We start from the raw sequence: 11,083 nt of genomic DNA on the forward strand, positions 1-11,083 counted from the left end.
GCTCAGCTGGCAGACTGCGCGGTCGATTGCTCGCCCACACCTGTTGCGCTGGAATCGCGCTGAATCGGCAGCACGGCCCAGACTTCCAGGCCGCCACCCTCACGCGCATGGAACTCCAGCGTGCCGCCATGCAGCCGCGCAATGCGTTCGACGATCGCCAGCCCCAACCCCGTGCCGCCCGTTTTGCCATGCGCGTTCTTGCCGCGCTGGAACGGCGCCTTGAGCCGTTCGAGTTCTTCCGCGCTCAAGCCTTTGCCGCGATCGGCGACGGCCACATAAATCGCCTGCGCGTCCGCCCACGTCCGCACGGCGAGACCCGTTTGTCCGTACACGACGGCGTTCTGCATCAGGTTCATCACGAGCCGCATCATCGTGATGGGCCGAAACGCGTGCTCAGGCAGCTCGCCCAGTTGCAGGTCGAACTCGTGTCCAAGGCCCGCGAAGTCGGCGGCAAGCTGGCTGATCAGCGCGTTCAGATCGCCCGATTGCGGCGTCTCGCGCTCGCCACTGCCCGCGTAGTCCATGAACTGCTGAAGAATCGTATCAATCTGATCCAGATACGATTCCGCCGCGCCGACGAAGGCTTCGTCGCCATTCGTGTCGTTCGCCATTGCCATCGCGAGACGCAGCTTGGTCAGCGGCGTGCGGATGTCGTGCGAGATGCCCGCGAGCATCAGCGCGCGCGTCGCTTCCGCCTGCTGCAACGCCTGCGTCATCTGGTTGAACGCGCCGCTCACCTGGGCGATTTCCGTCGGACCATCGACGGGCAAAGGCGGCGGCACTTCGCCCGCGCTCACGCGGCGCGCCGCTTGTGCAAGCTCTCGCAATGGACGGTTCAGATGCGCCTGCAGCGCAAAACCCGTCAACGCGGCGAGCATCGCCAGCCCGATCGACAGCAGCACCGCCGTCAGTATGCCGCCGCCCTGCGCTTCTTCCGGCGCCTGCAAGCCGATCCAGTATGGCTTGCCCGCCACATGAATGCGGATCCACATGCGCGGATGCGGCGCGCCTTGCCAACGCACTTCGGTACCCGCAGGCAGATAGCGGTGCAGCGTCTCGAGAAAGGTCACCAGCTGGGAGGTCCGGTAGAACGCGAGCAACCGCACACGCGGCTCGGACACGGCTTCCGTTGGCGGTTCGCTGCGCGCCTCGAGCCGCGCGACGAGCGTGTCACGCGTGTCCTCGGGCGAGGACGCGAGCGCATTGTCCAGCGTCTTGATGTACGTGCCGAACACGGCTGCGGCGCGTTCGACGCGCGGCTTCTGCACATAATGAATCAGCACGCTCAGCGAGCACACCTGAGTGAACGCAACGAGCACGATCAGCAGCGCGATGTTGCGCGCGAGCACGCTGCGCGGCAGCAAGCGGGACATGAAGCGCCGCACCATGCGCGCGCTCATGCGTCGACGTCGGCGGCGAGCATGTAGCCGACGCCCCACACAGTCTTGATGTAACGCGGCTTCGACGGATCGCTTTCGATCGCCTGCCGCAGACGCAGAATCTGCACATCGATGCTGCGGTCGAGCGCATCGTGGTCGCGCCCTCTTGCGCGCGCGATCAGATTGTCGCGGCTCACCGCGCGGTTCGGCGATGCGGCGAGCGCCGTCAGCAGCAGCATCTGCGCCGAATGCAGTTCGAGAAGATCGTCCTGTTTGTAGAGGCACTGCTTGGCGACATCGAGCCGGAACTCCCCGAAGCGCAGCGTCTGCGTGGTGACGGTCGGATCGTTCGAGGCGATTTTCTGGCGGCGCAGCAGCGCATTGATGCGCGCCACCAGTTCGCGCGGCAGGAATGGCTTGGCAAGGTAATCGTCGGCGCCCGTTTCGAGGCCGATCACGCGATCGAGCGGATCGCCTTTGGCCGTGAGCATCAGAATGGGCAGCGTGTGCCCTTCCGCCCGCAGTTTCGCGCAGATCTGCAGGCCGTCTTCTTCGCCGATCATCAGATCGAGCACCAGCAGGTCATACGGCTCGCGCTGCAAATAGCGTTCGAGCCGCTTGCTGTTTTCCACCGCGCGGACTTCGAAACCATGTCCGCTCAGAAAGCGCTGCAGCATATTGCGGAGTTCCGCTTCGTCGTCGAGCACGATGATGCGGGCGGGTCGGTCCATGCAAGGCTCCTTCGTCGCTTATGGTTTCATTCGTCTTGCAACAGTTTAGCTTCATGCCGACCCGCTTTTCCGTCAGTGCGATCCCGCGTGCTGCGCCATGAACTGCTCGATCTGCGCGAGCGTCACGTAGCCCTGCTTCTGCGTGTCGATCTCGTTGAAATGCTGCGCCACGCGTGGCATGCCCGTCTGCGCCTGGGCAAGCGTCAGCTTGCCGTCATGCGTCGTGTTGGCGGCGGCAAAGCGCTCCTGCAACTGCTGCATCATGCGCTCCATACGCGGCGATCCTGCCATCGGTTGCGGCGCCGTCTGGGCCATCACGCCCGTCGATGCAATGCACAAAGCCAGAATAGCGATCAACTTCTTCATTTCCCATCTCCATCATCGGTTCATTCAACTTCTTCGCTACGTCGTGTTGCGATTCGTCGTTGGCGAAGCGAATTCTGGTTGTCCGGGACACGCAAGGCAATTTCAAAGTTATGTCGATCCATGTCATGTCAGCGCCACGCATCTTCACGCACGATGCAACGCGTATTACGCAGCAGGCGCTTCAAACATGGGCGTGCTTTTTCCGACATCGAATGAAACAGGTAATCGCTGCCCTTCACCGAAGGCGTTGCGTATCGTTTGCACGTCGGTTGCCTCATCAGCACTTCGCATCGCAGCCGCCGACATCCGTTTCAGGAGTTTCATGTGAACATTCGCTCTGCTTATACGTCCGCGATCGCCGCCATGGGCATCGCCTGTTCGACGAGCGCCTATGCCGGCACCGTCTTCATTCATGCGGCCTATGTGCCCGCCGCCGTCTATGCACCGGCGCGCACGCTCTATTACGTGCCGCCGCAACCGCCTGCCGTCGTGCCCATCGTGCCGGTGGCGCCCGTCGTGCCCTACGTTGCCGTCGTGCCGCCACCCGCGCCCGCGATACGGCTGCCCTATGCGACGATTCCAGTGCCTGTCGTCATCATCCGCTGACCGCATTCGCGCCGCGATTCACTTGATCTTTGCGGAGGCGAGGCCAACAATGAAAGCCTCTTTCGTCGTCGACGAGTATCGCGGAGCGCCACATGCCAGATATCGAAAAGGACAAGGTCATCGCCGTGCTGAACCAGATTCTCGAATCCGAGCTGGCAGGCGTGGTCCGTTATACGCACTACTCCTTCCTCGTGTTCGGCTTTGGCCGCATTCCGATCGTGTCGTGGCTGCGTCAGCAGGCTGACGAATCATTGCTGCACGCGCATCAGGCGGGCGAATGGATCACCACGCTCGGCGAGTATCCGTCGCTAGGCATCGGTGCGCTGCTCGATTCGCATACGACGGACATCACGACCATCCTGCGCGAATCGCTCACAGCGGAAGACGTCGCGCTCGGCCTGTATCGCGATCTGCTCGCGCTGGTCAAGGACCGCTCAGTCGCGCTCGAAGAATATGCGCGGCAGATGATTACCGTCGAAGAGATGCACGCGGGCGAAGTGGACAAGATGCTGCGCAAGCCCGGCACGGTGGGCACATCGGGCGAGCGCGGCGCGGCGCATTGAGTTTCTTTGCTGTGTTGTAAGGGCGCAATCGCAAGCGCCCTGTTCAATTGTCAAATCACGCGGCGCGCTCAGGCCGCGCGTTCAACCCTCCATCTATCCGCCTCTCGACAAGCGCCGCATCTATCACTATGTGATGCATGCGGTGCTTCCGTCCTTTGCATTTCGCGCGCTGCATTTAACGTTTGTCCGCAGCAAAGCGCGTCTATTCCCCTAAAGCTTCTGCAAGCATGATCTCGTGTGCAACGACCCATGCTAGGCTATGCGCGGCATCTGGCTGTTGAATTCTGCATTCGCAATTTCGTTCGTAGTCCGCGCAGGTAATACAGGGTGGATAGATGATCGATGACGTCAAAGGCAGTGTCAGTCGCAGTCGTTCACATAGACCTTCACGTTTCGCGTTCGACGCTTCGATCAGCGTAGCCGTCGCCATTCTCGGCGCGGCATTGCTTCCCCTGTCCGGCTGCATGGTCGGCCCCGATTACCGTACGCCCGCACCGCCCGCCATTGAAACCTATACGCCCACGCCGCTGCCCGACCAGACGGCGTCGTCGCCAGGCGCGTCGGGTGTGCCTCAGCAATTCATCGCCGGACAGGACATCCCCGCCCAATGGTGGACGCTCTTTCATTGCGAGCCGCTCGACGCGCTGATACGCGAAGCGCTCGCCAATAGCCCGAACGTCGCCGCGGCGCAGGCGGCGCTCAGGCAGGCGGCCGAGAACTATCGCGCGGAAGTAGGCAGCGCGTTGTATCCATCCGTCGATGCGAAGCTCAATGCGACGCGCGAGAAGTTCAACGGCGTCACGTTCGGTCAGCCGGGGCTCACGGAAGTGCTGAACCTGTATAACGCGTCGGTGAATGTGTCGTACAACCTCGACGTGTTCGGCGGCTCGCGGCGCGAGCTCGAATCGTTGCGCTCGCAAATCGATTACCAGGGCTATCGGTTGCAGGCCGCGTATCTCGCGCTGTCGGCGAACATCGTCACGGCGGCTGTCAAGGAAGCGTCGTTGCGCGAGCAGATCGACTCGACCGAGCACATCGCCGCCGATGAAGAAGCGCAACTCGGCGTATTGCGCAAACAGTTCGAGCTGGGCGGCGTGGGCCGCACTGCCGTGCTCTCGCAGGAAACGTTGCTCGCGCAAACACGCGCGACGCTGCCGCCGCTGCGTCAATCGCTCGATCAGACGCGCCATCAACTTGCCGTGCTCGCGGGCAAGCCGCCGAGCGATACGGCCGTGCCCGAGTTCAGGCTGTCGATGTTCACGCTGCCGCAGACCTTGCCCGTGAGTCTGCCTTCGTCGCTCGTGAGGCAGCGGCCCGACATTCTCGCCGCCGACGCGACGCTGCATCAGGCGAGCGCGCAGGTTGGTGTGGCGACGGCGAACATGTATCCGCAGATCACGCTGTCCGCGAGCTATGGCCCGCAGGCGCTAACGCCCGCCGGGCTGCTCAAATACGCGGACATGATCTGGACCATCGGCGCGGGCATCACGCAGCCAATTTTTCACGGCGGGCAGTTGAGCGCACAAAAGCGCGCAGCCGAGGCCGCATTCGATCAGGCCAACGCGCAATACCGGCAAACCGTGTTGCTCGCGTTCCAGAACGTCGCCGATACGTTGCGCGCACTCGAACACGATGCGACGGGTCTCGCCGCGCAAACGGACGCATGGCGCGCGGCGAGTGCTTCGCTCGACCTGACGCGCGGCCAGTTTCGCGTTGGCGGCGTCAGCTATCTGGCGCTGCTCGATGCGCAGCGTCAATACCAGCAGACTGTCGTGAATCTCGCGCAGGCGCAGGCCGCGCGCTATGCGGATACGGCAGCGCTGTTCCAGTCGCTCGGCGGAGGCTGGTGGAACGACGCGTCCACGAGCCAGGCGAATCAGGCAAACCCCGCCACGCCGCACTGATTTTTTGCAGTAGCCGCGCGTCGCATGCGATGAGCCCGCAGCGCCACCGGACGCGTTTCGTGCCACACCCGTTTGCCGTGCAAGGACAAGACGATGAAAAGACCGATGACAATGCGGATGATCATCATGCTGATCTGCGTGGGCGTGCTGCTCGCCGCGCTGGTCGGCTTCAACCTGTTCAAGGCGCACATGATGCGGAAGTTCATGGCGAGCAATGCGACGCCCGCCGCGACGGTGACGTCCGCTGTCGCGCGCTATCAGAGCTGGCAACCGCAGCTGTCCGCCGTGGGCAGCCTGCGCGCGGTGCGCGGCGTCGACGTGACGACGGAAGTGCCCGGCCTCGTGCGCGAGATCCCGTTCAGCTCGGGGCAGGAAGTGAAGACGGGCCAGGTGCTGGTGCGCCTGAACGACGATTCGGACCGCGCCCTGCTCGCGTCGCTGCAAGCCGCGGCGGAGCTCGCGCAAACCGTCTACAAGCGCGATAAGGCGCAGTACGACATCCAGGCGATCGCCAAGGCGCAACTCGACGCAGATGCCGCCGACCTCAAAAGCAAGCGCGCGCAGGTCGATCAGCAGGCCGCGCTCGTCGAAAAGAAAACCATCCGCGCGCCGTTCGCGGGACGCGTCGGCATCACGACCGTCAATCCCGGCCAGTACATCAATCCTGGCGACGCGATCGTCACGTTGCAGGCCATCGATCCCATCTACGCTGACTTCTATCTGCCGCAGCAACAACTCGGGCAATTGCAGGTTGGACAAACCGTCGTCGTCGATACGAACGCGTACAACAGCCGCACCTTCGACGGCAAGATCCGCTCGATCAATCCGCGCGTGGACAAAGCGACGCGCAACGTGCAGATCGAAGCAACCGTCGACAACCGCGAGCGCAAGCTGCTGCCCGGCATGTATGCAAACGTGAAGATCGACGCGGGTAATGAAGAGCGCTATCTGACGCTGCCGCAAACGGCGATCACCTATAACCCGTACGGCGCGACCGTGTTCGTCGTCAAGCCTGGCGAGCACAAGGACGCGCACGGCAAGGTCATGCCCATCGCGCAACAGGTGTTCATCACGCCAGGGCCGACGCGCGGCGATCAGGTGGCGATACTCAAGGGCATCGGCGAAGGCACGCAGGTCGTGACGAGTGGCCAGTTGAAGTTGAAGAACGGCACGCCGCTCGTGATCGATAACCGCGTGTTGCCTGCGGACAGCCCGAACCCGACGCCTCAGGAACAATAAGAGGCCGCCCGATGAAATTCACCGACATCTTTATCGAACGGCCGGTGCTCGCCTCCGTTGTGAGCCTGCTGATTCTCATGCTCGGCTTGCGCGCGCTGTCGACGCTCAAGGTCAGCGAATATCCGCAGACGGAAAACGGCGTCGTCACGATCATAACCGCGTACTACGGCGCGAGCGCCGACACGATGGCCGGCTTCATCACGCAGCCGCTCGAGTCGGCGATTGCGCAGGCGCAGGGCATCGACTACATGTCGTCGTCGAGCACGACGGGCCTCTCGACGATCACCGCGACGCTGCGCCTGAACTACGACTCCAACCGCGCGCTGACGGAGATCAACACGCAGATCGCGTCGGTGCGCAACCAGTTGCCTCCGCAAGCGCAGCAGCCCGTACTGACGGTACAGGTCGGCCAGACCACCGACGCGATGTACATGGGCTTCTACAGCGACGTGCTGCCAAGCAACAACGTCACCGACTATCTGCTGCGCGTCGTGAAGCCGAAGCTCGATTCGGTCCAGGGCGTGCAGACGGCGGAAACTCTCGGCGGCCGGCAGTTTGCGTTGCGCGCGTGGCTCGATTCGACGAAGCTCGCCGCGCACAACGTGACGGCTTCCGACGTGTTCGCGGCGCTCGGCAACAACAACTATCTGGCGACGCTCGGCACGACCAAAGGGCAGATGATCAGCGTCGATCTGAACGCGGGCACCGACCTGCATTCCGTCGAAGACTTCAGGAAGCTGGTGGTCAAGCAGAAGAACGGCGCGATCGTGCGCCTCGAGGATGTCGGCAATGTCGTGCTCGGCGCTGACAGCTACGACTTCAATGTCGCGTTCAGCGGCAAGCGTTCGGTGTTCATCGGCATCAAGGTCGCGCCGGACGCGAACGTGCTCGATGTCGCGAAGCGTGTGAAGGCAATCTTTCCCGATCTGCAGAAGCAGTTTCCGACGGGCATGACGGGCGACATCGTCTACGACGCGACGGACTTCATCAACACCGCGATCGAAGAGGTGGTGAAGACGCTCGTCGAAGCGCTGCTGATTGTGACGGTCGTGATCTTCCTGTTCCTCGGCAGCTTCCGCGCGGTGATCGTGCCGGTGATCGCGATGCCGCTGTCGCTGATCGGCACGTTCTTCGTGATGCAACTGCTCGGTTATTCGATCAATCTGCTGACGCTGCTTGCGCTCGTGCTCGCGATCGGGCTCGTGGTCGACGACGCGATCATCGTGGTCGAGAACGTCGACCGGCATATGAAGGAAGAAGGCAAGCAACCATTCGAAGCCGCGATGATCGCCGCGCGCGAGCTGGGCGGACCGATTCTCGCGATGACGGTCGTGCTGATCGCCGTGTATCTGCCTATCGGTTTTCAGGGCGGGCTGACGGGCGCGCTCTTCACCGAGTTTGCGTTCACGCTGGCGGGCGCCGTGGCCGTATCGGGTGTGATCGCGCTGAGTCTGTCGCCGATGATGTGCTCGCGTTTTTTCCGCATGGATCAGGAGTCGGGACGCTTCGCGCGTTTCGTCGACAGACAGTTCGAGCGCGTGCATCACGGCTATGGGCGGCTCCTGCATTCGATGCTCGACACATGGCCCGTGTTCATCGTGATGGGGGCGCTGCTGTTGTGCGGCACGGTGTTTCTGTTCATGACATCGCAATCGGAGCTTGCGCCGCAGGAGGACCAGGGCATCGTGCTGTCGCAGATTCAAGGGCCGCCGAACGCGACGATCCAGCAGATGCAGACCTACGCGGACCAGGTATTCGACATCTCGAAGGACATGCCAGAGTATTCGCAGATGTTCCAGCTGACGGGCGCGCCGACGCTGAATCAGGGGATTGGCGGCGTGCTATTCAAAACGTGGGACAAGCGCAGGAAGAACGCCACGCAGTTGCAGCAGGAGTTGCAGGCGAAGTGGAACGGCATCGCGGGCGCGCGCGTGGCTGCGTTCCAGTTTCCGCCGTTGCCGGGCGCGCAGGGCTTGCCTGTGCAGTTCGTGATCAGCACGACGGAGCCGTTTGAGAATCTGAATGAAGTCTCGCAGACCGTGCTGCAGAAGGCGCGTGAAAGCGGCATGTTCTTTTTCGTCGATAGCGATCTGAAGATCGACAAACCGGAGAGCGTGCTGGTCGTGGATCGCGATAAGGTTGCGTCGCTTGGGCTCACGCAGAGCGATGTCGGGCAGGCGCTGGGCGCGGCGCTGGGTGGCAACTACGTGAACTATTTCTCGATTGCGGGGCGCTCGTATAAGGTGATTCCGCAGGTGCTGCAAACGGATCGTTTGAATCCGTCGCAGGTGCTTGACTACTATTTGCGCACGCCGGATGGCAGCGTGATTCCCGCATCGACTGTGACGCGTTTGAAGCAGAACGTCGTGCCAGAGTCGATCAATCACTTTCAGCAGTTGAACTCGGCGACGATTTCCGGTGTGATAGCGCCGGGGATTTCGCAGGGCGAAGTGCTCGACTTTCTGCGCAAGGCCACGACCGATGCTGCGCCGACCGGCTATAGCGCGGATTACTCCGGGTTGTCGCGACAGTTCGTGCAGGAGTCGGGCGGATTTGTCATTACGCTGATGTTCGCGACAATCATTGTGTTTCTGGCGCTTGCCGCGCAGTTCGAAAGTTTTCGCGATCCTGTTGTGATTCTTGTGTCGGTGCCGATGGCGTTGTTTGGGGCGCTGATCTTTATTAACCTCGGGCTGTCGACGCTTAACATTTATACGCAGGTTGGGCTTGTTACTTTGATGGGGCTTGTCAGCAAGCACGGCATTTTGATTGTGCAGTTTGCTAATGAACTTCAGCGTGCTGGGCGCTCGAAACGTGAGGCGCTTGAGGAGGCGGCTGCTGTGCGGTTGCGGCCTATTTTGATGACTACCGCGGCTATGGTGCTTGGGGTTTTGCCTTTGGTGATTGCGTCGGGCGCTGGCGCCGCTGGGCGGAATGCCATGGGGCTCGTGATCTTCTCTGGGCTTTCTATTGGGACGCTTTTTACGCTGTTTGTTGTGCCTGCGATGTATATGCTCTTGGCAGCTGATCATCAGAAGGATCGGAGTCGTTCAGCTCTCGCTTGAGTTTTGTGGTGTGGGTGGCGCTGGGCGGTGTTTTTAGGTTTTTGCTGGCATCCGCGCAGTGTCTTCGTGCTTCATGCGTTGCCGTTTGGTGTTTTTGCCTTTGCGCTGGCATCCGCGTGATACCTTCCTGCTTCATGCGTCGCCCTTGTGCGGGGCAGGCAAAAGAAAGCGGCTCACACTGCCAACTCTTCTTGCCTGCGGGCCCCCTACGACCTGACACTTCACACGGCAACGTATCTGTTTGCATGCGTTGCCAACGCTCTGAATTAGCGCATCACTCGCTTCGAGGGCACGTAGTAGCGGTTAGCCGCACGGAACGATTTCGGCCCTATTGCGGCAAACTGTGTGTAGGTTGCGCCGTCGTCGCGCGCTTTCGTGGCGTGTGCGGCGCTACGGCCTACACACACTTTGCCGCCTGGGGGGCGCATGAGTACCTGCGCGCGCACCCGCGTGCGAGTGCGATCAATGCGCGGTGCTCGGTTGTGTGCTGCCCGCGACCGTGGTCGATCATGTGATCCCGCATCGAGGCGACCAGCGTCTGTTCTGGGATCAGAGCAACTGGCAAAAGATGAGCAAGCCGTGCCACGACCGCAAGACATAACGACGCGTCTTTTTTCGCGTGTTCTCAAGTTATTTTTTCGTCCTTCGCGGATGTCTGGGGAGGATGTGCAGTATCGGCTAGTGTCGGCCACTTTGAGACGTTCGTTGGAACCGCTCGAATTCCCGGAGCTCAACTGTAAGGGGTCGTTCGTGCCCCCGAGAAAGCCGCTCGCTGCATGCCGGAATTACGCGGGGTCTGCGCTCCCTGCGTTTGGCAAACCCGTGCCCGCAACAGCCGTTCGGCACACTCGCGACCAACTGCGAAAGCGTCGTGAACGTTCACGATGTCGGCTGTGGCATGCCTTGAGGCCCAGTCATGGCACACGGCGTCGGAGGCAAAGAAATGTACATGGCAACAGAACGCAGCGCGGATGTCAGGCGTGTTCTGCGGCAGGATCAGCGACATGGCTGCGCCTGCCGGTGCAACATCCTGTATCACGTTCGGCGTGACCGTGAGCGAGACCGGCATGCCGGTGGCCGCACAACGCGAGACCACACCGCGGCCACAGGCAGGACCGCAGGAACAGGGCGAGGAACCCCAAAAGGGCTTTAAGGCAATGCTGATCAAGTCCACCGTTCATGACTGTCATGCGTTATAGCGTGGACATGCAACGGCGAAAGTAAAAACGC

General features: G+C 61.8%; 11 protein-coding genes. 6 read left to right on the plus strand and 5 right to left on the minus strand.

The window, feature by feature from the left end:
* Positions 1-2: 2 nt before the first annotated feature.
* The 4 genes from SB822_RS39505 to SB822_RS39520 form a co-directional block, all read right to left on the minus strand.
* Positions 3-1,388 (minus strand): ATP-binding protein, encoded by a 1,386-nt coding sequence (locus tag SB822_RS39505; protein WP_410857198.1) that lies wholly within the window; start codon positions 1,386-1,388, stop codon positions 3-5.
* Positions 1,389-1,396: 8 nt separating this feature from the next.
* Complete coding sequence (locus SB822_RS39510; RefSeq protein ID WP_007734776.1) at positions 1,397-2,110, minus strand: response regulator; 714 nt, start codon at positions 2,108-2,110, stop codon at positions 1,397-1,399.
* Positions 2,111-2,182: 72 nt separating this feature from the next.
* Positions 2,183-2,476: a hypothetical protein gene (locus SB822_RS39515; protein WP_007734774.1), complete on the minus strand. Its 294-nt coding sequence runs from the start codon at positions 2,474-2,476 to the stop codon at positions 2,183-2,185.
* Between the two features lie 165 nt (positions 2,477-2,641).
* The gene (locus tag SB822_RS39520; RefSeq protein ID WP_410857190.1) at positions 2,642-2,800 is read right to left on the minus strand and encodes a hypothetical protein; all 159 of its coding nucleotides are present in this window, start codon (positions 2,798-2,800) and stop codon (positions 2,642-2,644) included.
* Between SB822_RS39520 and SB822_RS39525 the strand changes: the two genes are divergently transcribed.
* The 5 genes from SB822_RS39525 to SB822_RS39545 all read left to right on the plus strand — a co-directional run bounded on the left by SB822_RS39525 (position 2,801) and on the right by SB822_RS39545 (position 9,853).
* A complete protein-coding gene (locus tag SB822_RS39525) occupies positions 2,801-3,082 on the plus strand; it encodes a hypothetical protein (protein ID WP_410857191.1) in 282 nt (93 codons plus the stop codon). It begins immediately after the preceding gene.
* Between the two features lie 92 nt (positions 3,083-3,174).
* Positions 3,175-3,645, plus strand: coding sequence for a bacterioferritin (locus tag SB822_RS39530; protein WP_007734771.1), 471 nt, complete (start codon positions 3,175-3,177; stop codon positions 3,643-3,645).
* 335 nt (positions 3,646-3,980) lie between these two features.
* A complete protein-coding gene (locus SB822_RS39535; RefSeq protein WP_410857192.1) occupies positions 3,981-5,549 on the plus strand; it encodes an efflux transporter outer membrane subunit in 1,569 nt (522 codons plus the stop codon).
* 105 nt (positions 5,550-5,654) lie between these two features.
* Positions 5,655-6,788: an efflux RND transporter periplasmic adaptor subunit gene (locus SB822_RS39540; protein WP_410857199.1), complete on the plus strand. Its 1,134-nt coding sequence runs from the start codon at positions 5,655-5,657 to the stop codon at positions 6,786-6,788.
* An 11-nt stretch (positions 6,789-6,799) separates the two neighbouring features.
* Positions 6,800-9,853: an efflux RND transporter permease subunit gene (locus tag SB822_RS39545; RefSeq protein ID WP_410857193.1), complete on the plus strand. Its 3,054-nt coding sequence runs from the start codon at positions 6,800-6,802 to the stop codon at positions 9,851-9,853.
* A gap of 730 nt (positions 9,854-10,583) precedes the next feature.
* On the opposite strand, the gene merB is transcribed toward SB822_RS39545, so the two are convergent.
* Complete coding sequence (gene merB / locus SB822_RS39550) at positions 10,584-10,922, minus strand: organomercurial lyase (RefSeq protein WP_410857194.1); 339 nt, start codon at positions 10,920-10,922, stop codon at positions 10,584-10,586.
* On the opposite strand from merB, the gene SB822_RS39555 reads away from it, so the two are divergent.
* A complete protein-coding gene (locus SB822_RS39555) occupies positions 10,858-11,052 on the plus strand; it encodes a hypothetical protein (RefSeq protein WP_410857200.1) in 195 nt (64 codons plus the stop codon). The genes merB and SB822_RS39555 overlap by 65 nt on opposite strands.
* Positions 11,053-11,083 lie beyond the last annotated feature (31 nt).

Origin of the sequence: Paraburkholderia sp. SIMBA_054, assembly GCF_046534875.1 — a bacterium.
GTDB lineage: Bacteria > Pseudomonadota > Gammaproteobacteria > Burkholderiales > Burkholderiaceae > Paraburkholderia > Paraburkholderia hospita.

Bases quoted from the DNA above. Each gene is read 5' to 3' on its own strand.
- SB822_RS39505 (WP_410857198.1), bottom strand. From the start codon at position 1,388: ATGGTGCGGCGCTTCATGTCCCGCTTGCTGCCGCGCAGCGTGCTCGCG.
- SB822_RS39510 (WP_007734776.1), bottom strand. From the start codon at position 2,110: ATGGACCGACCCGCCCGCATCATCGTGCTCGACGACGAAGCGGAACTC.
- SB822_RS39515 (WP_007734774.1), bottom strand. From the start codon at position 2,476: ATGAAGAAGTTGATCGCTATTCTGGCTTTGTGCATTGCATCGACGGGC.
- SB822_RS39520 (WP_410857190.1), bottom strand. From the start codon at position 2,800: ATGAAACTCCTGAAACGGATGTCGGCGGCTGCGATGCGAAGTGCTGAT.
- SB822_RS39530 (WP_007734771.1), top strand. From the start codon at position 3,175: ATGCCAGATATCGAAAAGGACAAGGTCATCGCCGTGCTGAACCAGATT.
- SB822_RS39535 (WP_410857192.1), top strand. From the start codon at position 3,981: ATGATCGATGACGTCAAAGGCAGTGTCAGTCGCAGTCGTTCACATAGA.
- SB822_RS39540 (WP_410857199.1), top strand. From the start codon at position 5,655: ATGACAATGCGGATGATCATCATGCTGATCTGCGTGGGCGTGCTGCTC.
- SB822_RS39545 (WP_410857193.1), top strand. From the start codon at position 6,800: ATGAAATTCACCGACATCTTTATCGAACGGCCGGTGCTCGCCTCCGTT.
- SB822_RS39555 (WP_410857200.1), top strand. From the start codon at position 10,858: ATGGCTGCGCCTGCCGGTGCAACATCCTGTATCACGTTCGGCGTGACC.
- merB (WP_410857194.1), bottom strand. From the start codon at position 10,922: ATGCCGGTCTCGCTCACGGTCACGCCGAACGTGATACAGGATGTTGCA.